Source organism: Allobosea sp. GW823-FHT02B03 (genome assembly GCF_058797755.1).
Genome location: NZ_JBXAJY010000005.1, coordinates 617,969 through 636,847, shown reverse-complemented (window position 1 = coordinate 636,847; position 18,879 = coordinate 617,969). Strand labels below are relative to the sequence as shown.

General features: G+C 66.1%; 17 protein-coding genes and 1 tRNA gene. 3 read left to right on the top strand and 15 right to left on the bottom strand.

Annotated features, from left to right (window positions below; translation table 11 throughout):
• Window positions 1-5: 5 nt before the first annotated feature.
• The 15 genes from AC1REK_RS20085 to AC1REK_RS20015 form a co-directional block, all read right to left on the bottom strand.
• Window positions 6-1,517 (bottom strand): NADH-quinone oxidoreductase subunit M, encoded by a 1,512-nt coding sequence (locus tag AC1REK_RS20085; RefSeq protein ID WP_492268702.1) that lies wholly within the window; start codon window positions 1,515-1,517, stop codon window positions 6-8.
• Between the two features lie 4 nt (window positions 1,518-1,521).
• Window positions 1,522-3,552: an NADH-quinone oxidoreductase subunit L gene (gene nuoL, locus AC1REK_RS20080; RefSeq protein ID WP_492268703.1), complete on the bottom strand. Its 2,031-nt coding sequence runs from the start codon at window positions 3,550-3,552 to the stop codon at window positions 1,522-1,524.
• A gap of 26 nt (window positions 3,553-3,578) precedes the next feature.
• A complete protein-coding gene (nuoK, locus tag AC1REK_RS20075) occupies window positions 3,579-3,884 on the bottom strand; it encodes an NADH-quinone oxidoreductase subunit NuoK (RefSeq protein WP_066475432.1) in 306 nt (101 codons plus the stop codon).
• Complete coding sequence (locus tag AC1REK_RS20070) at window positions 3,884-4,507, bottom strand: NADH-quinone oxidoreductase subunit J (RefSeq protein WP_316020600.1); 624 nt, start codon at window positions 4,505-4,507, stop codon at window positions 3,884-3,886. The genes nuoK and AC1REK_RS20070 overlap by 1 nt, the downstream gene beginning before the upstream one ends.
• 133 nt (window positions 4,508-4,640) lie before the next feature.
• Window positions 4,641-5,129, bottom strand: a complete 489-nt coding sequence (nuoI, locus tag AC1REK_RS20065) for an NADH-quinone oxidoreductase subunit NuoI (RefSeq protein ID WP_066475429.1) — start codon at window positions 5,127-5,129, stop codon at window positions 4,641-4,643.
• 25 nt (window positions 5,130-5,154) lie between these two features.
• Window positions 5,155-5,394 (bottom strand): hypothetical protein, encoded by a 240-nt coding sequence (locus AC1REK_RS20060; protein WP_316020599.1) that lies wholly within the window; start codon window positions 5,392-5,394, stop codon window positions 5,155-5,157.
• Window positions 5,394-6,413, bottom strand: coding sequence for an NADH-quinone oxidoreductase subunit NuoH (gene nuoH / locus AC1REK_RS20055; RefSeq protein ID WP_066475422.1), 1,020 nt, complete (start codon window positions 6,411-6,413; stop codon window positions 5,394-5,396). The genes AC1REK_RS20060 and nuoH overlap by 1 nt, the downstream gene beginning before the upstream one ends.
• 7 nt (window positions 6,414-6,420) lie before the next feature.
• Window positions 6,421-8,484 (bottom strand): NADH-quinone oxidoreductase subunit NuoG, encoded by a 2,064-nt coding sequence (nuoG, locus tag AC1REK_RS20050; RefSeq protein ID WP_492268704.1) that lies wholly within the window; start codon window positions 8,482-8,484, stop codon window positions 6,421-6,423.
• 4 nt (window positions 8,485-8,488) lie between these two features.
• Entirely contained in the window at window positions 8,489-9,793 is a 1,305-nt protein-coding gene (gene nuoF, locus AC1REK_RS20045; RefSeq protein ID WP_066475419.1) for an NADH-quinone oxidoreductase subunit NuoF, read from the bottom strand.
• A 10-nt stretch (window positions 9,794-9,803) separates the two neighbouring features.
• Window positions 9,804-11,045 (bottom strand): NADH-quinone oxidoreductase subunit NuoE, encoded by a 1,242-nt coding sequence (nuoE, locus tag AC1REK_RS20040; RefSeq protein ID WP_492268705.1) that lies wholly within the window; start codon window positions 11,043-11,045, stop codon window positions 9,804-9,806.
• Window positions 11,045-12,235, bottom strand: coding sequence for an NADH-quinone oxidoreductase subunit D (locus AC1REK_RS20035; protein WP_316020595.1), 1,191 nt, complete (start codon window positions 12,233-12,235; stop codon window positions 11,045-11,047). The genes nuoE and AC1REK_RS20035 overlap by 1 nt, the downstream gene beginning before the upstream one ends.
• Complete coding sequence (locus AC1REK_RS20030) at window positions 12,232-12,669, bottom strand: GFA family protein (protein WP_492268706.1); 438 nt, start codon at window positions 12,667-12,669, stop codon at window positions 12,232-12,234. The genes AC1REK_RS20035 and AC1REK_RS20030 overlap by 4 nt, the downstream gene beginning before the upstream one ends.
• A gap of 4 nt (window positions 12,670-12,673) precedes the next feature.
• The gene (locus AC1REK_RS20025) at window positions 12,674-13,279 is read right to left on the bottom strand and encodes an NADH-quinone oxidoreductase subunit C (RefSeq protein ID WP_492268707.1); all 606 of its coding nucleotides are present in this window, start codon (window positions 13,277-13,279) and stop codon (window positions 12,674-12,676) included.
• A 141-nt stretch (window positions 13,280-13,420) separates the two neighbouring features.
• Window positions 13,421-14,005 carry a NuoB/complex I 20 kDa subunit family protein gene (locus tag AC1REK_RS20020; RefSeq protein WP_327524295.1) on the bottom strand — a complete coding sequence of 195 codons (585 nt, stop codon included), beginning with the start codon at window positions 14,003-14,005 and terminating at the stop codon, window positions 13,421-13,423.
• Between the two features lie 73 nt (window positions 14,006-14,078).
• Complete coding sequence (locus tag AC1REK_RS20015; protein ID WP_492268708.1) at window positions 14,079-14,459, bottom strand: NADH-quinone oxidoreductase subunit A; 381 nt, start codon at window positions 14,457-14,459, stop codon at window positions 14,079-14,081.
• A 394-nt stretch (window positions 14,460-14,853) separates the two neighbouring features.
• Here AC1REK_RS20015 and AC1REK_RS20010 point away from each other — a divergent pair, with 394 nt between their 5' ends.
• From AC1REK_RS20010 to AC1REK_RS20000, 3 genes are all read left to right on the top strand, one after another.
• Window positions 14,854-15,483, top strand: coding sequence for a YcbK family protein (locus AC1REK_RS20010; protein ID WP_492268709.1), 630 nt, complete (start codon window positions 14,854-14,856; stop codon window positions 15,481-15,483).
• Between the two features lie 87 nt (window positions 15,484-15,570).
• The gene (locus tag AC1REK_RS20005; RefSeq protein ID WP_492268710.1) at window positions 15,571-18,288 is read left to right on the top strand and encodes a response regulator; all 2,718 of its coding nucleotides are present in this window, start codon (window positions 15,571-15,573) and stop codon (window positions 18,286-18,288) included.
• Between the two features lie 85 nt (window positions 18,289-18,373).
• A tRNA-Val gene (locus tag AC1REK_RS20000) sits at window positions 18,374-18,449 on the top strand.
• Window positions 18,450-18,879: the final 430 nt, after the last annotated feature.

Here is an 18,879-nt window from a genome sequence, read left to right as displayed (position 1 = left end):
CAGCCTTATTGTACGACCAGCATGGCCGTCTTGGCGGCGGCGATGGCGGCTTGATAGTTCTTGATCAGGGCTTCGGTCGGCGCGGCGAAGGCATCGAGGATCACGCCGGGCGCGATGCCGTACCAGATCGTCAGCAGGACGAGCGGCACGAAGATCGCGATCTCGCGGCCGTTCAGGTCGGTGATGTCCTTCAACTCGGGCTTCACCAGCTCGCCGAAGACGACCCGGCGATAGAGCCAGAGCGCATAGGCGGCCGAGAGGATCACGCCCGAGGTTGCGATCAGCGCAACCCAGGGGTTGGCCTTGAAGGCGCCCATCAGCGTCAGGAACTCGCCGACGAAGCCGGCCGTGCCGGGCAGGCCGACATTGGCCATGGTGAAGATCATGAACACAACCGCATAGAGCGGCATGCGGTTCACCAGCCCGCCATAGGCGGCGATCTCGCGGGTGTGCATGCGATCGTAGATCACGCCGACGCAGAGGAAGAGCGCACCCGAGACCAGCCCGTGGCTGACCATCTGGAACATCGCGCCCTGGATGCCCTGCGGCGTCAGGGTGAACAGGCCCATCGTCACGAAGCCCATATGGGCGACCGACGAGTAGGCGATCAGCTTCTTGATGTCCTCCTGCATCAGCGCCACCAGCGAGGTGTAGACGATGGCGATGACGGAGAGCGCGAAGACCAGCGGCGCGAACATCGCCGAGGCATCCGGGAACATCGGGATCGAGAAGCGGATGAAGCCGTAACCGCCCATCTTCAGCAGGATCGCCGCCAGGATGACCGAGCCGGCGGTCGGCGCCTCGACGTGCGCGTCGGGCAGCCAGGTGTGGACCGGCCACATCGGCATCTTCACCGCGAAGGAGGCGAAGAAGGCGAGCCAGAGCCAGGGCTGCATCGAGACCGGGAAATGGTGCTTCAGCAGGGTCGGAATGTCGGTCGTGCCGGCGTTCCAGTACATCGCCATCAGCGCCAGCAGCATCAGCACCGAACCGAGCAGCGTGTAGAGGAAGAACTTGTAGGAGGCGTAGACCCGGCGCTTGCCGCCCCAGATGCCGATGATCAGGAACATCGGGATCAGGCCGGCCTCGAAGAACAGGTAGAACAGCACGAGGTCGAGCGCGACGAAGACGCCGATCATCAGCGTCTCGAGGATCAGGAACGCGACCATGTACTCGCGCACCCGCTTCTCGACCGAGGTCCAGGACGCCAGGATGCAGAACGGCATCAGGAAAGCGGTCAGCACCACGAAGGGGAAGGAGAAGCCGTCGACGCCGAGCTTGAACTTGATGGCTTCGGAGACCCAGCCATGGGTCTCGACCATCTGGAAGCCGGGATTGGCCGAGTCGAACCGTCCCCAGGCGACGAGCGCCAGGATGAAGGTCGCGACCGTCGTGATCAGCGCGGCATAGCGCGCGTTCGAATTGACCGAGGCCTCGTCGCCGCGCTGCGCCAGGATGAAGGCAGCGCCGACCAGCGGCAGGACCAGAAGCCCGGTGAGGATACCGAAACCGAACATCATCTCACCCGCGCAGGAGATACCAGGTCACCAGCCCGGCGACGCCGATCAGCATGGTGAAGGCATAGTGATAGAGATAGCCGGTCTGAAGCCGGACGACGCGATTGGTGACATCGACCACCCGGGCCGAGATGCCATCCGGGCCCATGCCGTCGATGACCAGGCCATCGCCCTTCTTCCAGAGGAACTTGCCGAGCCACATCGAGGGCTTCACGAACAGGAAGTCGTAGATCTCGTCGAAGTACCACTTGTTGAGCAGGAAGCGGTAGAGCACCGGGTTGGCGGCCGCCAGCTTGCCCGGCACGTCCGGCCGCAGCACGTACATGTACAGCGCGAGCAGGAAGCCGATCAGCATCGCGAAGAAGGGCGACCAGACCACCCATTTCGGCACGTCGTGCATCGCGTGCAGGATGTGGTTGTCCTTGCCGGTGAAGATCGCGCCCTTCCAGAAGGCGTCGTAGCCGTCGCCGATGAAGACGCCCTTGAAGGCGAAGCCGGCGGCGATCGCGCCGATCGAGAGCAGCGCGAGCGGGATCAGCATCGAGAGCGGGCTCTCATGCGGCGTGTGGTCGTGATGGCCATGGCCATGATCGTCGTGACCATGGGCGTGGTCGTCATGCTTGGCGTGAGCCGCATGCGCGTGATCGTCGTGGCCATGGGCGTCATGACCATGGCCGGCCCAGCGCGGGGCGCCCTCGAAGGTCATGAAGTAGAGCCGCCAGGAGTAGAACGAGGTCATCAGGGCAGCGACCACCAGCAGCACGAAGGCGTAGGAGCTGGCGAAGCCGCCATGGCCGACCGAGGCGTAGGCGCTCTCGATGATCGCGTCCTTCGAGAAGTAGCCGGCGAAGTACGGGAAGCCGGTCAGCGCCAGCGTGCCGATCGTCATCGCCGCCGCGGTCAGCGGGATGTGCTTCCGCAGGCCGCCCATGTTCCGCATGTCCTGCTCGTGGTGCATCGCATGGATGACCGAGCCGGCGCCCAAGAACAGCAGAGCCTTGAAGAAGGCGTGGGTGAAGAGGTGGAAGATGCCGGCCGAATAGGCGCCGACGCCCAGCGCGACGAACATGTAGCCGAGCTGCGAGCAGGTCGAATAGGCGATGACGCGCTTGATGTCGTTCTGCACCAGACCGACGGTCGCGGCGAAGAAGGCGGTCGTCGCGCCGACCACGACCACGACGGTCAGGGCGACCGGGGCGTATTCGAAGATCGGCGAGAGGCGGGCCACCATGAAGACGCCGGCGGTGACCATGGTCGCGGCATGGATCAGCGCGGAGACCGGGGTCGGGCCTTCCATCGCGTCCGGCAGCCAGGTGTGCAGCAGGAACTGCGCCGACTTGCCCATCGCGCCCATGAAGAGCAGCAGGCAGGTCAGGGTCAGGGCGTTCCACTCATAGCCGATGAAGCGGAAGGTCTGCGAGGTCAGCTCGCCCGCCTTCGGGAAGATCGCATCGAAAGTCACCGCGCCGAACAGCACGAAGACCAGGAAGATGCCGAGCAGGAAGCCGAAGTCGCCGACGCGGTTGACGATGAAGGCCTTCATCGCCGCGGCATTGGCCGAGGGCTTCTGATACCAGAAGCCGATCAGCAGATAGGAAGCCAGACCGACGCCTTCCCAGCCGAAGAACATCTGGACGAGGTTGTCGGCCGTCACCAGCATCAGCATGGCGAAGGTGAAGAGCGAGAGATAGGCGAAGAAGCGCGGACGATGCGGATCCTCGTGCATGTAGCCGATCGAGTAGAGGTGCACGAGCGACGACACGGAGTTGACGACGACCAGCATCACCACGGTCAGCGTGTCGATGCGGAAGGCCCAGTCGACGCGCAGATCGGCCGAGGCCAGCCAGGTCGCGACCTGGATGCGGGTAGTGCCGGACCCGAAGCCGACCTGGAAGAGCGCGACCCAGGAGAGCAGCGCCGCGACCAGCAGCAGGGCGGTGGTGACGATCTCCGACGCGCGCGCGCCGATCAACCGGCCGAAGAGGCCGGCGATCAGGAAGCCGATCAGAGGGAGGAAGACGATCGCGTGATACATGGCAAGATGCGGGCGCCGGGAAGCGCTCAGCCTTTCATCATGTTGATGTCTTCCACCGCGATCGTGCCGCGGTTGCGGAAGTAGACGACGAGAATGGCAAGTCCGATGGCGGCTTCGGCGGCTGCGACCGTCAGCACCAGCAGTGCGAAGATCTGGCCGACGATGTCGCCGAGGAAGCTCGAGAACGCGACGAAGTTGATGTTCACCGCGAGCAGGATGAGCTCGACCGACATGAGGATGACGATGACGTTCTTGCGGTTGATGAAGATGCCGAGCACGCCCAGCGTGAACAGGATCGCGCCGACCGCGAGATAATGGCCCAGACCGATCATTACGCGAGCTCCTCGGGAACGCCGGCGCGCGAGGGCACCTTCTTCACGTCCATCGCGGTCGCCTTGGTGCGGGCGTTCTGCGCGACGATGTCCTGGCGCTTGACGCCGGGCCGTTCGCGCAGGGTCAGCACGATGGCGCCGATCATGGCGACGAGCAGGACGAGCCCCGCCGCCTGGAAATAGTAGATGTACTGGGTGTAGAGCACCCGGCCGATGGCCTCGGTGTTGCTGATATTGCTCGGGATCGCGGCGACAGGCGCGCGCACGATCTGCGGGTCGATGGCCCAGGTCCCGACGACGAGCAAGAGCTCGACCGCGAAGATCAGGCCGATCAGCGCACCGATCGGCAGGTACTGCAGGAAGCCCTGGCGGAACTCGGCGAAATCGACGTCGAGCATCATCACCACGAAGAGGAAGAGCACGGCGACGGCGCCGACATAGACGACGATCAGCAGCATCGCCAGGAACTCGGCCCCGAGCAGCAGGAACAGGCCGGCCGCATTCACGAAGGCGAGGATCAGGAACAGCACCGAATGCACGGGATTGCGCGCCGCCACCACCATCAGCCCTGAGGCGATGGTGATCCCGGAGAACAGATAGAAGAAAGCCGCTGCGGCATTCATCTTCGCCAGCCTTTCCGCCCGTCGGGGCGGCCCTCGTTTTTCGTCGCGCACCGGGCTGTTGAGTCCCGGTGCAGTTTGGAGCGTCTATAGTCAGGCCTACCCGAAGCGACAACCGCGCGGCGGGCTTCCGTCCTCAGCGATAAGGGGCGTCCATCGCGATGTTGCGCGCGATCTCGCGCTCCCACCGGGCCCCGTTCGCGAGCAGCCGGTCCTTGTCGTAGAACAGCTCCTCGCGCGTCTCGGTCGCGAACTCGAAGTTCGGCCCCTCGACGATGGCATCGACCGGGCAAGCCTCCTGGCAGAAGCCGCAATAGATGCACTTGGTCATGTCGATGTCGTAACGCGTCGTGCGGCGCGTGCCGTCATTGCGGCGCGGGCCGGCCTCGATGGTGATGGCCTGCGCCGGGCAGATCGCCTCGCAGAGCTTGCAGGCGATGCAGCGTTCCTCGCCGTTCGGATAGCGGCGCAGCGCGTGCTCGCCCCGGAAGCGCGGCGAGAGCTGCCCCTTCTCGAAGGGATAGTTCAGCGTCGCCTTGGGCTTGAAGAAATAGCGCATCGACAGAACGAACGCGCCGACGAACTCCTTGAGGAGCAGTCCCTTGGCAGCTTGCGCGAGTGACATCGCCTCACGTTCCTCTTCATTCCCTTCAACCGAACAACGTCCGGCCGATGACGTAACCCAAAACCGGCATGCCGCCGACCATCAGCACCAGCAGGATCGCCCGGAGCAGACGGATGCGCCGCTCGTAGTCGTCATGCTCGGCCTGCGTCTTCGACGGGTTCGTCCGGCGCAAAGCCGCCGTGACGGTACCCCCGATCAGCTTGTATTCGAGCCAGCCCAGGACGAAGCCGATCAGGGCTCCGAGCGGGCCGGCCCAGCCTTCCACTACCGCACCGGGCCCCAGCCCGTGATCTGCAGCACCGCCGCGACCACGACGACCGAAGCGAGCGACAGCGGCAGGAACACCTTCCAGCCCAGCCGCATCAGCTGGTCATAGCGGTAGCGCGGCACGAAGGCCTTCACCATCGCGAACATGAAGAAGACCAGGCAGACCTTGAGCGCGAACCAGAACACGCCCGGCAGCCAGGTGAACGGCGCCACCGGGAACGGCGGCAGCCAGCCCCCGAGGAACAGGATCGTGGTCATCGAGCACATGGTCATGATCGCCACGTACTCGCCGAGCATGAACAGCAGATACGGGGTCGAGGCGTATTCGACCATGAAGCCCGCGACGAGCTCCGACTCCGCCTCGGGCAGGTCGAAGGGCGGGCGGTTCGTCTCAGCCAGCGCCGAGATGAAGAAGATCACGAACATCGGGAAGAGCGGCAGCCAGTACCAGCCGAACATGCCGGCGCTGGAGTTCTGCGCCTCGACCACCGCCGAGAGGTTCAGGGAGCCGACGCAGAGCAGCACGGTGATGATCACGAAGCCGATCGAGACCTCGTAGGAAACCATCTGCGCCGCCGAGCGCAGCGCGCCCATGAACGGGTACTTCGAGTTCGAGGCCCAGCCACCCATGATCACGCCGTAGATGCCGAGCGACGAGATCGCGAGGATGTAGAGCACGCCGACATTGATGTCGGCGATCGCCCAGCCCTCGGCGACCGGGATCACGGCCCAGGCCGCCAGAGCGAGCACGCAGGAGACCAGCGGGGCCAGCAGGAAGACGCCCTTGTTGGCGCCGGCCGGAATGATCGGCTCCTTGAAGACGAACTTCAAAAGGTCCGCGAAGCTCTGGAACAGGCCGAAGGGTCCGACCACGTTCGGGCCGCGGCGCAGCTGCACCGCCGCCCAGATCTTGCGGTCGGCGAGCAGGATATAGGCGATGAAGACCAGCAGGCAGACCAGCAGCAGCAGGCTCTTGCCGGCGATGATCGCAAGGTCGAGGACGAGGTCCCAGTTCATCTGAGGCTTACTCCGCCGCCTGCCGGAGCCGGCCGGAGGCCAGCGCCGAACATTCCGCCATCACGGCCGAAGCGCGCGCGATCGGGTTGGTCGAATAGAAATCATGCACGGCCGAGACGAAGCCCGCCTTCTCGGTCGCCCCGCCGATGCCGGCGAGCTGTGAGAGGCCGGCGACATCGCCGGCCGCGACCGCGTCCACGGCCGCGAAATGCGGGTGCGCGGCATAGAGAGCCTGGCGCAGCGCGCCGAGCGAGTCGAAAGGCAGGGCCTTGCCGAGCGCGGCCGAAAGCGCGCGCAGGATCGCCCAGTCTTCCTTGGCGTCGCCCGGCGGGAAGGTGGCGCGAGCCGCCATCTGCACCCGGCCTTCGGTGTTGACGTAGGTTCCCGACTTCTCTGTATAGGTCGCGCCCGGCAGGATCACGTCGGCGCGGTGCGCGCCCTTGTCGCCATGGCTGCCCTGGTAGATCACGAAGGCGCCGGCCGGCACCTCGATCTCGTCAGCACCGAGCAGATAGAGCACGTCGAGCGCGCCTGCCGATGTCATGCCGGCGACGTCGAGACCGCCCTCGCCCGGCACGAAGCCGAGATCGAGAGCACCCACGCGGGCAGCCGCGGTGTGCAGGACGCCAAAACCGTTCCAGCCATCCTTGACCGCGCCGAGCACCTGCGCCGCCTTGGCGGCGAGCGAGAGCACGGCGGCGCCGTCGGCGCGCGCGAGAGCCCCCTGCCCGACCAGCACCAGCGGCCGCTCGCCGGCAGCCGGTGCACGCTTGACCAGGTCGGCCAGCGTTTCGGGACCAGCGCCGAGATGCTCATGCGCATAGGTCAGGTCGACCGGCTCGCCGATCACGGTGACCTTGAAGTCGCCGCGCAGCCAGCGCTTGCGGATGCGCGCATTGATGATCGCGGCTTCCTTGCGCGGATTGGCGCCGATGATCAGCAGCGAGGTCGCGTCCTCGATCCCGGCAATGCCGCTGTTCAGGATGTAGCTGGCGCGGCCGAAGGCCGGATCGAGCTTCGCACCGTCCTGGCGGCAGTCGAGATTCTGCGAGCCGAGGCCCGAGATCAGGCTCTTGAGCGCGAACATCTCCTCGACCGCGGCGAGATCACCGACGATGGCGCCGATGCGCTCCGACTTGGCGGCCTTGAGCTTGCTCGCGACCAGGGCCAGCGCCTCGCTCCAGCTCGCCGGGCGCAGGGCACCGTGCTCGCGGATATAGGGCCGGTCGAGACGCTGCGTCTTCAGGCCGTCGGCGATGTGGCGGGTCTTGTCGGAGATCCACTCCTCGTTCACCGCCTCGTTGATGCGCGGCAGCACGCGCATCACCTCGCGGCCACGGGAATCAACCCGGATCGCCGAGCCGACCGCGTCCATCACGTCGACGGATTCGGTCTTGGTCAGCTCCCAGGGGCGGGCCTTGTTCTGGTAGGGCCGCGAGGTCAGCGCGCCGACCGGGCAGAGGTCGACGACGTTGCCCTGCAGCTCGGAGCTCATCGCCTGCTCGAGATAGGTGGTGATCTCCATGTCCTCGCCGCGACCGATCGCGCCGAGATCCGTGGCACCGGCGACCTCGGTGGTGAAGCGGACGCAGCGCGTGCACTGGATGCAGCGCGTCATCGAGGTCTTCACCAGCGGGCCGATATACTTGTCCTCGACGGCGCGCTTGTTCTCGGCGAAGCGCGAGGAGTCGACGCCGTAGGCCATCGCCTGGTCCTGCAGGTCGCACTCGCCGCCCTGGTCGCAGATCGGGCAATCGAGCGGGTGGTTGATGAGCAGGAACTCCATCACCCCTTCGCGCGCCTTCTTGACCATCGGCGACTTGGTCGAAACGACCGGCGGCTCGCCGTTCGGGCCGGGGCGCAGATCGCGCACGCCGATGGCGCAGGAGGCCTGCGGCTTCGGCGGGCCGCCCTTCACCTCGACCAGGCACATGCGGCAATTGCCGGCGATGGAGAGCCGCTCATGGAAGCAGAAGCGCGGCACCTCGGCGCCGGCCGCCTCGCAGGCCTGGAGCACGGTGTACTCCGGGGGAACGTCGACCTCGATGCCGTCGATCAGAAGCTTGGTCATGGTCTCACTCCGCCGCCATGAGCCTGACCGGCTCACCATGCGGGTTGGCGGCATAGTCGTCGATGCGCTGCTCGATCTCGTGACGGAAATGGTTGATCAGGCCCTGGATCGGCCAGGCGGCAGCATCGCCCAGCGCGCAGATGGTGTGGCCTTCGATCTGCTTGGAGACGTCGAGCAGCATGTCGATCTCGCGCTTCTGCGCCCTGCCCTCCGCCATGCGGCTGACCACGCGCCACATCCAGCCCGTGCCTTCGCGGCACGGCGTGCACTGGCCGCAGCTCTCATGCTTGTAGAAATAGCTGATGCGGGCGATGGCGCGGATGATGTCGGTGGACTTGTCCATGACGATCACCGCCGCCGTGCCGAGGCCCGACTTCAGCTTCGAGAGCGAGTCGAAATCCATCGGCGTGTCGATGATCTGCTCGGCCGGCACCATGCGCACCGAGGAGCCTCCGGGAATGACCGCCTTGAGATTGTCCCAGCCGCCGCGGATGCCGCCGCAATGGCGTTCGATCAGCTCGCGGAAGGTCAGGCCCATCGCCTCTTCGACGTTGCAGGGCTTGTTCACATGGCCTGAGACGCAGAACAGCTTGGTGCCGACATTGTTGGGCGTGCCGATCGAGGAGAACCAGCTCGCGCCGCGGCGCAGGATGGTCGGCGCGACCGCGATCGACTCGACGTTGTTGACGGTGGTCGGGCAGCCATAGAGGCCGACATTGGCCGGGAAAGGCGGCTTCAGCCGCGGCATGCCCTTCTTGCCCTCGAGGCTCTCGAGCAGCGCGGTCTCTTCGCCGCAGATATAGGCGCCGGCGCCGTGATGCACATAAAGATCAAACGGATAGCCGTGCTTGTTGTTCTTGCCGATGAGGTTCGCCGCATAGGCCTCGTCGACGGCGCGCTGCAGCGCCTCGCGCTCGCGGACGTATTCGCCGCGGATGTAGATGTAGGCGGCGTGCGCACCCATCGCGAAGGAGGCGATCAGGCAGCCCTCGACCAGCGTATGCGGGTCGTTGCGCATGATCTCGCGGTCCTTGCAGGTGCCGGGCTCCGACTCGTCGGCATTGACGACGAGATAGTGCGGACGCCCGTCGCTCTGCTTGGGCATGAATGACCATTTCAGGCCGGTCGGGAAGCCGGCGCCGCCGCGCCCGCGCAGGCCGGACTTCTTCATCTCGTCGATGATCCAGTCGCGGCCCTGCTCGAGCAGGAACTTGGTGCCGTCCCAGGCACCGCGCTGCATGGCGCCCTTCAGCGACAGGTCGTGCCGGCCGTAGAGGTTGGTGAAAATGCGGTCGCGGTCTGCGAGCATGGTTTTCGCCTCACTTCACCGGCTTGTCGCCGAGCTTGCTGTCCGGCCGCCAGCCGGTCGCAAGCTTCTTGGCCTGGCCGATCCAGTCGTCACGGACCGCCCTGCCCTTGAATCCAGTCACACGCGCGTCGACCCAGGCCAGCTCGGCCGGCGTCCAGACGGCGATCTGATCGTAGTGCCAGATGCCCATCTCGTTGAGCATCGTCGCCAGCTTGGGACCGACGCCCCAGATCAGCTCGAGGTCGTCGCCCTTGCCGCCACGGGCTGCGGTGAGCAGCTCGGGCTTGGATTCGGCCACGGAGGGCGCGGCTTCAGCAGCGGGAGCGGCCTTCGCGGCCTTGGCCGCGGGAGCCGGCTTGGCGTCGTCCTTGATCGCCTTGCCGGTCGCGGACGGGGTGTCCTGCGCCGCGCTGGCCGGCTGGCCGGGTTCGGACGGCTTCGGACGGCCGGGCGCCGCAGCCTCGGGAGCCGGCGCGGTCTTGGTGTCGGTCGGGCCGGCCTTGCCGGTCGCAGCGGCAGCTTCCGCCTCCGCCTTCGCCTTGGCTTCGGCGGCGGCCTTCTCGCTCGCGATCTTGATCGCGGCCTCTTCGCGCTGCTTGGCGATGCGCTGCTGCCAGTTGCCGGCGCCGATCACCGAGCCGTCATAGAGCGCAGCGTCCTTCAGCGTCTCGCCGCCACCGACCGGCTCCGAGCAGGAACGGTCGATCTGCGGGCCGGGCTTGGTCGGGCGGCCATGGCGGAGATCTTCGAGGAGCTTGCGGAAGTTCTCCGGCGTCAGATCCTCATAATAGTCGAAATTGATCTGCGCCATCGGGGCGTTGCAGCAGGCTCCCAGGCACTCGACCTCGAGCCAGGAGAGCTTGCCGTCGGCGGTAACGGTCGATTGCGGGCCGATGACGTCCTCGCAGACCTTCTTCAACGCCTCGGCGCCACGCAGCGCGCAGGGAGTGGTGCCGCAGAGCTGGACGAAGTGCTGGCCCACCGGCTGCAGGCTGAACATGGTGTAGAAGGTCGCGACCTCCAGCACCCGCATCGGCGCCATACCGAGCTTGTGGGCGACGGCCTCGATCGCAGCGCGCGGCAGCCAGCCATCATGCTGTTCCTGGGCCTTCCACAGCAGCGGAATCACGGCCGAGGCCTGCCGGCCGTCGGGATATTTGGCGATCTGCTGGTCGGCCCAGTTCTCGTTCGCCGCGGTGAAGGCGAAGGAGGCAGGCTGGACGTGATCGGGAGCGAGACGACGGACGGACATCAGCGGTCCACCTCACCAAAGACGATATCGAGGGAGCCGAGGATGGCGGAGACGTCCGCCAGCATGTGCTTGCGGCACATGAAGTCCATGGCCTGGAGATGGGCGAAGCCCGGGGCCTTGATCTTGCAGCGATAAGGCTTGTTGGTGCCGTCGGAGACGAGATAGACGCCGAACTCGCCCTTGGGCGCTTCGACGGCGGCGTAGACCTCGCCCTCGGGCACCTTGTAGCCTTCGGTGTAGAGCTTGAAATGGTGGATCAGCGCTTCCATCGAGCGCTTCATCTCGCCGCGCTTGGGCGGCACCATCTTACCGTCGAGCGAGGAGACCGGGCCACCGCCATCGGCCGCCAGCAGCTTCTCGCAGCACTGCTTCATGATGCGGACCGACTGGCGCATCTCTTCCATGCGGATGCAGTAGCGGTCGTAGCAGTCGCCGTTCTTGCCGACGGGGATGTCGAATTCCATCTCCTCGTAGCACTCGTAAGGCTGGCTCTTGCGCAGGTCCCAGGCGGCGCCGGAACCGCGCACCATCACGCCCGAAAAGCCCCATTTCCAGCAGGTCTCGAGATCGACGACGCCGATGTCGACATTGCGCTGCTTGAAGATGCGGTTGTCGGTGAGCAGGCCTTCCAGGTCGTCGCAGACCTTGAGGAACGGGTCGCACCATTCGGCGATGTCGTGGATCAGCGAAGTCGGCAGGTCCTGGTGGACGCCGCCGGGCCGGACATAGGCCGCGTGCATGCGCGCGCCGCAAGCCCGCTCGTAGAAGATCATCAGCTTCTCGCGTTCCTCGAAGCCCCAGAGCGGCGGCGTCAGCGCGCCGACGTCCATCGCCTGCGTGGTGACGTTGAGGATATGCGAGAGGATGCGGCCGATCTCGGAGTAGAGCACGCGGATAAGCTGGCCGCGGCGCGGCACGGTCACGCCCATCAGCTTCTCGACCGCGAGCGAATAGGCATGCTCCTGGTTCATCGGCGCGACATAGTCGAGCCGGTCGAAATAGGGCAGCGCCTGGAGATAGGTCTTGGCCTCGATCAGCTTCTCGGTGCCGCGATGCAGCAGGCCGATATGCGGGTCGACGCGCTCGACGATCTCGCCGTCGAGCTCCAGCACCAGGCGCAGCACGCCGTGCGCCGCCGGATGCTGCGGGCCGAAGTTGATCGAGAAGTTGCGGATATTGTGCTCGCTCATGTCCGGGCGTCCTGCTCAGCCTGGAACCGCGCCATCACCTCGGCACCCGTCAGGCGGGGGCGCTCGCCGGCGAAGGCATAGAGGCCTGGCTTCTCGTCGATGAAGATCTCTTCGAGGAAGGTGAAAGGCGTCAGGTCGTCGAAGCTCTGCAGCGAGACGGCGACATGGCCCTCGCCGTCGCGCAGCCGCCAGAACAGGCTCGACCCGCAGACCGAGCAGAACTGCCGCTCAGCCCAGTCGGAGGAGGGATAGCGGCCGAGACGGCTCTCGTCCTCGATCGTCACCTCGCCGCAAGGCACGGCCATGAATACGCCGCCAGTCCAGCGCCGACACATGCCGCAATGGCAGACATCCATCTCAAGCTTGGCCGGCGCGGCGCGGAAACGGACCGCACCGCACAGACAGCCTCCCGATACGGGCGCGCTTTCAGACATCGCCTCAGGCCCCCTTCGCCTTCTCGTCGCCGGGCAGCACGTATTCTGTGCCTTCCCAGGGCGAGAGGAAGTCGAAGTTGCGGAACTCCTGGTTCAGCTTCACCGGCTCGTAGACGACGCGCTTCTGCTCGTCGTCGTAGCGGACCTCGACGAAGCCGGTGAGCGGGAAGTCCTTGCGCAGCGGATAGCCCTCGAAACCGTAGTCGGTGAGGATGCGGCGCAGGTCCGGATGGCCAGAGAACAGGATGCCGTAGAAGTCGTAGGCCTCGCGCTCGTACCAGTTTGCAGCCGGGAAGACCTCGATCACCGAGGGGACCGGGGTCGCCTCGTCGGTCTGGACCTTCACCCGGATGCGCACGTTATGGCGCGGCGAAAGCAGGTGGTAGACGACGTCGAAGCGCCTCTCGCGGCCGGGATAGTCGGCGCCGGCGATGTCGGTGAAATTGACGAAGCGAAAGCGCTGATCGTCATAGAGCGTGCGCAGCACCTGCACGATGGCGCTGGCCTCGGCCTCGATGGTGAGCTCGTCGAAAGCGACGAGCGCGTTCGTGACCGCGCCGGGCAGCGCCGCCTTGATCTCTTCGCCCAATGTCACGAGCGCTTCGCTCATCGTCTCACCTTCGGTCGCCCCGCCCGCATCCTGGCCGGGATCGGTCCCGGCTATCTCATGCGGACTTCGGCTTTGCCCTGTCCAACCCGCGTCTCTCCCTCAGGAGACGGTCGGTTCAAGCCCGACCGTGACGCGCATACATTACCGCTCGATCGTACCCGTGCGGCGGATCTTCTTCTGCAGCAGCAGAACACCGTAGAGCAGAGCCTCCGCAGTCGGCGGGCAGCCCGGCACGTAGATGTCGATCGGCACGATGCGATCGCAGCCGCGCACCACCGAGTAGCTGTAGTGGTAGTAGCCGCCGCCATTGGCGCAGGAGCCCATCGAGATGACGTAGCGCGGCTCCGGCATCTGGTCGTAGACCTTGCGCAAAGCCGGCGCCATCTTGTTGGTCAGCGTGCCGGCGACGATCATCACGTCGGACTGACGCGGCGAGGCGCGCGGCGCGAAGCCGAAGCGCTCGACGTCATAGCGCGGCATGGAGAGCTGCATCATCTCGACCGCGCAGCAGGCGAGGCCGAAGGTCATCCACATCAGCGAGCCGGTGCGCGACCAGTTGATCAGGTCGTCGGTCGCGGTGACGAGGAAGCCCTTGTCGGCAAGCTCGTTGTTGATCTCGACGAAGAAGGGATCGCGCGCGCCGACGGGCTTGCCATCGGGGCCAAGGAGCCCCTTGGGCGCAGGCGCGACGAGCGGATTGCCGCGATCGATCGCAGTGATGGCCATCAGTTCGACCTTCCGGGTTTCGACGATTCCAACAATGCCGACGGCACGGAGGCAGGCTTACGCGACACGATGATCAATCCCATTCGAGGGCGCCCTTGCGCCACTCATAGATGAATCCGACGGTCAGCACGCCGAGGAAGAGCATCATCGACCAGAAGCCGAACCAGCCGAGCCCGCCGAAGGCGACCGCCCAGGGGAAGAGGAAGGCGACCTCGAGGTCGAAGATGATGAAAAGAATGGCGACGAGATAGAAGCGCACGTCGAACTTCATGCGCGCATCGTCGAAGGCGTTGAAGCCGCACTCATAGGCCGAGAGCTTCTCGGCATCCGGCTTGGAATAGGCGACGGCGAAGGGCGCGATCAGCAGCGCGAGGCCGATCACCAGCGAGAGGCCGACGAAGATGGCCAGCGGCAGGTAGTCGGTCAGCAGGGACTGCACAGGAAGAGCTTGCATGTGACACCCCGCAAAGCCGGTGCGCCGGCTGCGCACCCCAATCTCGCCAGTCGATTAGCCCCTGCTTTAGAATCACGCAAGGGTTTGCCGCGTCGCACAAAGCGGGCAGCGCCATGCCCGCGCCGCATGCACCAGCGTCATGGCGGCAGGAGCGCTAAATCCACGCGGTTCGACCGGATTCTCGGCTGCTGTCGGCGCAAACGCAAGCAGGCGGTTGTCGTGCTGCGCTCGATCGTGGCAGATCGGCCCTAACGTCAGCGTTCAGGAGATTCTCCACGATTCGCGAGGCGAACGGTCCGAAGGCAACGCAAGAGGCGGTTTTTCCAGCGATGATCACGCCATTTGCGCAAGCTGAAGCCGCCGCGACATCGGCCCCGGACGTGCTGGAATCGGCATGTCGCGGCTGAGTGGCGGCGCGAGCGCGCCGGCCCTCTGCTTGCTCCTCTCGCTGCTGACCTCGGCGGCACCGGCGCTCGCGCAGACCGTCCGCATGCAATTGCCGCCGGAGCGCCCGTTCGACCTCGACCTGAAGCCGGGCCCGGCCGAGCCGGCGATCGTAGTCCCGGCCCAGCCGACGCCGGCCGAAGCACCGACGCCAGCCTCGGCCGTGCCGGGCCCTACCCTGGCGCAGCCCGACGATGACGAAGGGCCCGAATGGCCACAGCGCACGCCGGGCCAGGCCGAGGAGGAACCGGCCTTCGATCCCGAGGAAAAGCCGGACCGCCCGGGCATCTCGACCGATCCCGGGACGTCGATCGTCTGCCTGCCGCCGGTGCTGAAGAAGATTCTCGGCAAGATCGCCGACAAGTACGGCGCGGTGAAGGTCACCTCGACCTGGCGGCCGCCCTGGCGCGCCCGGCGCGGCTCCTTCCACAAGCGCTGCGAAGCCATGGATTTCCGCGTGCCGGGGGTCAGGCCGCGTGCCGTGCTCGAATTCGCCAGGAGCCTGCCGGAAGTCGGCGGCAACAAAGTCTATTGGAACGGGTTGATTCACATCGACACGGGCCCGCGGCGCCCTTGGTGAGCATCGCCACGATCCGGCCCGCAGCGCACTAGCACGCGCCGCGCGGCATGCTACAGCTTGAGAATCGCCGATTGGGGACTGGAAGGCATGACGGCATCGGCGAAGCCCAGCGGCATTCCGGCCCGGCTGGTGATCCTGTCCCTGGTCGCCGTGCTCGTTCTGCCCGGCATGGTGTTCGCCGGCCTCCTGCTGCAACGCTTCGCCCAGTCGGAAAACGAACGCTACCGGCAGGAAGCCCGCGAGGTCGCCAGCACCGCCGCCTCGATCCTCGATCGTTATCTGGGCGGCTGGCAGACTACCCTGCAGACGCTCGCGACATCGGAGAACCTGCGCAGCCGCAATTTCGAAGCGTTCTATCGCCAGGCGACGCTGGTCAAGCACTTCGTCGGGGCGGAGATCGGACTGCGCCGCCTCGATGGCGAGCAGATCGTCAACACGCGCTTCCCCTACGGCTCGCAACTGCCGAACTACAAGTTCGACGTCGACAGCGAGGCGATCGCCACGCGCAAGCCGGTCGTCTCGAACGTCTTCATCGGGGCGATGACCGGCGAGCCTCTCGTCACGATGATCATCCCGCTGGAGTTCGACGGCAGGCCGGAATTCCTGCTGCATATCAGCGCCAATACGCAGCGGCTGAACGATGTGCTGAGGCCTGTGGTTCCGGCGAACTGGGTCGTCGCGGTCGGTGATCGTCGCGGTCAGTACGTCACCCGCTCGGAGGATCACGAGGCCTTCAGCGGCAAGCCCGGCGTGCCGGCCTTCCTGGAGAAGGCGGTCGGACCCAGCGGCAATTTCGAGGGCCAGAGCGCCAAGGGCGAGCAGGTGCTGGTCGGCTATGACCGCTCCGATCTCGCGGATTGGCTCGTCGCCGCCAGCATCCAGCAGAGCGTCATCCGGCAACCGCTCAACACCGCCCTGCAATCGCTGATCGCCTTCGGACTCGCGGCTCTGCTCGTCGCCTCCCTGATCGCGCTCTGGCTTTGGGGACTGATCGGCCGGCCACTGGCGATCCTGACCAAGGCCAGCGGCCAGCTCGGCCGGCTGGCGGGGCCAATCGCAGCGCCGACGCGATTGCGCGAGTTCGCGGCGCTGCGAGACGCCCTGTCGACCGCCTCGGAGCAGATCCACTCGGACAGCGCCGCGCTTGAGGAGCGCGTCGCTGCGCGCACGCGCGAACTGGAAGAAACCAATGCGAGGCTCGCGGCCGAGATCGAGCAGCGATCCCGGATCGAGACCATGCTGGTCCAGGCCCAGAAGATGGAGGCGATCGGCAACCTGACCGGCGGCGTCGCCCACGACTTCAACAATCTGCTGCAGGTCGTCGGCGGCAATCTTCAACTCCTGGCGCGCGAGGTTCCCGGCAACGACAAGGCGCAGGCCCGGATCGAGAAGGCGATGGCCGGAGTGGCACGGGGCTCGCATCTCGCCTCCCAGCTGCTCGCCTTCGGCCGCCGCCAGCCGCTGGAACCGAAGGTCGTCAATATCGGGCGCCTGATCCGCGGCATGGACGACCTGTTGCGGCGCACGCTCGGCGAAGCCGTCGAGATCGAGACGGTGATCGCCGGCGGCCTCTGGAACACGCTCGTCGACCCCGCCAATCTCGAGAACGCCATTCTCAACCTCGCGATCAATTCGCGCGACGCCATGGGTGGGAGCGGCCGGCTGACCGTCGAGGCCGGCAACGCTTTTCTCGACGATGCCTATGCCGCCGCGCATGCCGACGTGACGGCCGGCCAGTATGTCCAGATCGCGGTCAGTGACACCGGCACCGGCATGAGCCGCGAGGTGATCGAGCAGGTCTTCGAGCCCTTCTTCTCGACCAAGCCCGAGGGCAAGGGCACCGGCCTCGGGCTCTCGATGGTCTATGGCTTCGTCAAGCAGTCGGGCGGGCATGTGAAGGTCTATAGCGAGCCCGGCCAGGGCACGACGATGCGGCTCTACCTGCCGCGCTCGACGGAAGCGGAGGACATCGCCGCGGAGGTCGACACCGGCCCCGTCGTCGGCGGCAACGAGACCGTGCTCGTGGTCGAGGACGACGATGCCGTGCGCGACACCGTGATCGGCCTGCTCGACGGGCTCGGCTACCGCGTGCTGAAGGCCCCCGACGCGCAGAGCGCGCTGGTCGTCGTCGAAAGCGGTGTCGCCATCGACCTGCTGTTTACCGATGTGGTGATGCCCGGCTCGCTCAAGAGCGCCGAACTCGCCCGCAAGGCCAAGGAAAGGCTGCCGCAGCTCAGCGTGCTGTTCACCTCGGGCTACACCGAAAACTCGATCGTGCATGGCGGCCGGCTCGATGCCGGCGTCAACCTCTTGTCGAAGCCCTATACGCGCGATGCCCTCGCCCGGAAGATCCGGCAGGTCCTCGCCCGCGACGGGAAAATGCCGAAGCCGGCAGCGGAACAGCCGGAAGATCAGGCCGCCCCTGCCCCGCAGCGGACGATCTACACCGTGCTGGTCTGCGAGGACGAGGCGCTGATCCGGCTTGATACGGTCGATCTCCTGCAGGAGCTCGGCCATATCGCCGTCGAGGCCGAGAACGGCATGCAGGCCCTGGAGCTGCTGACCAACGGCACCATCGATATCCTGTTGACAGATATCGGCCTGCCCGACCTGCGGGGCGACGAGCTGGCCCGGCGCGCACGGCAGATGCGCCCGGAGCAACCGGTCGTCTTCGTCACCGGCCATAGCGAGGTCCCCGGATTCGAGGACGCTCCGCGCACGGTGATCCTCAAGAAACCCTATGCCTTCGAAGCGCTGGAACGCGCGATCGCCGGGGTGATGGCGAAGGAGGCTGCCGAAGGCTGATCTGCTGCGCTTGGATACTGGCGCAGCACTTGCCCACAAGCTAAGGCTTGAAGGCTGGGTGGCGAGGCCTTAAACGGCTGCTGCGGGGCGGTTAGCTCAGTTGGTAGAGCATCTCGTTTACACCGAGAGGGTCGGCGGTTCGAGCCCGTCACCGCCCACCATGCGCAGTTCCTTCAATTGTCGGGCATTTTCGGGAACGGGCGCGCCGATGTGACGGCCCCGGCTCGCCCGGCCTTGCCCAGGTTCGCGAGGCTGGCGGTGCCGCTGACCTCAACGCGGCGCGCAGCGCCCCTCGCCTGCGATCGATGGCGGTCTCCGCGAGACACCGAGCGTGATCGCGGCCTCGGCCTGCCGGGCATGGATTCGCGGCAATGCTCCTTTGCCGGATCGGTCTCGCCGGGCATGCCGTGACGAATCGGACCACGCCCCTCGAAGTCCGCGCCGCGCGATGGGCCAAAAGCGCATCGATTGGGTGGATTTTCGTCGCCCGCTGTGGAAGCGACAATTTCATGGCAGCTCGCGCTTGACACTCAGCGCCCGGCACCATAATCCCAACCTCGCTGAGGCCAAGGCCTTCAGCCGCCCGCGCGG

What these genes read in the sequence shown, in the direction of transcription:
- AC1REK_RS20085 (WP_492268702.1), bottom strand. Translation starts at nt 1,517, where the DNA reads ATGTTCGGTTTCGGTATCCTCACCGGGCTTCTGGTCCTGCCGCTGGTC.
- nuoL (WP_492268703.1), bottom strand. Translation starts at nt 3,552, where the DNA reads ATGTATCACGCGATCGTCTTCCTCCCTCTGATCGGCTTCCTGATCGCC.
- nuoK (WP_066475432.1), bottom strand. Translation starts at nt 3,884, where the DNA reads ATGATCGGTCTGGGCCATTATCTCGCGGTCGGCGCGATCCTGTTCACG.
- AC1REK_RS20070 (WP_316020600.1), bottom strand. Translation starts at nt 4,507, where the DNA reads ATGAATGCCGCAGCGGCTTTCTTCTATCTGTTCTCCGGGATCACCATC.
- nuoI (WP_066475429.1), bottom strand. Translation starts at nt 5,129, where the DNA reads ATGTCACTCGCGCAAGCTGCCAAGGGACTGCTCCTCAAGGAGTTCGTC.
- nuoH (WP_066475422.1), bottom strand. Translation starts at nt 6,413, where the DNA reads ATGAACTGGGACCTCGTCCTCGACCTTGCGATCATCGCCGGCAAGAGC.
- nuoG (WP_492268704.1), bottom strand. Translation starts at nt 8,484, where the DNA reads ATGACCAAGCTTCTGATCGACGGCATCGAGGTCGACGTTCCCCCGGAG.
- nuoF (WP_066475419.1), bottom strand. Translation starts at nt 9,793, where the DNA reads ATGCTCGCAGACCGCGACCGCATTTTCACCAACCTCTACGGCCGGCAC.
- nuoE (WP_492268705.1), bottom strand. Translation starts at nt 11,045, where the DNA reads ATGTCCGTCCGTCGTCTCGCTCCCGATCACGTCCAGCCTGCCTCCTTC.
- AC1REK_RS20035 (WP_316020595.1), bottom strand. Translation starts at nt 12,235, where the DNA reads ATGAGCGAGCACAATATCCGCAACTTCTCGATCAACTTCGGCCCGCAG.
- AC1REK_RS20030 (WP_492268706.1), bottom strand. Translation starts at nt 12,669, where the DNA reads ATGTCTGAAAGCGCGCCCGTATCGGGAGGCTGTCTGTGCGGTGCGGTC.
- AC1REK_RS20025 (WP_492268707.1), bottom strand. Translation starts at nt 13,279, where the DNA reads ATGAGCGAAGCGCTCGTGACATTGGGCGAAGAGATCAAGGCGGCGCTG.
- AC1REK_RS20020 (WP_327524295.1), bottom strand. Translation starts at nt 14,005, where the DNA reads ATGGCCATCACTGCGATCGATCGCGGCAATCCGCTCGTCGCGCCTGCG.
- AC1REK_RS20015 (WP_492268708.1), bottom strand. Translation starts at nt 14,459, where the DNA reads ATGCAAGCTCTTCCTGTGCAGTCCCTGCTGACCGACTACCTGCCGCTG.
- AC1REK_RS20010 (WP_492268709.1), top strand. Translation starts at nt 14,854, where the DNA reads ATGTCGCGGCTGAGTGGCGGCGCGAGCGCGCCGGCCCTCTGCTTGCTC.
- AC1REK_RS20005 (WP_492268710.1), top strand. Translation starts at nt 15,571, where the DNA reads ATGACGGCATCGGCGAAGCCCAGCGGCATTCCGGCCCGGCTGGTGATC.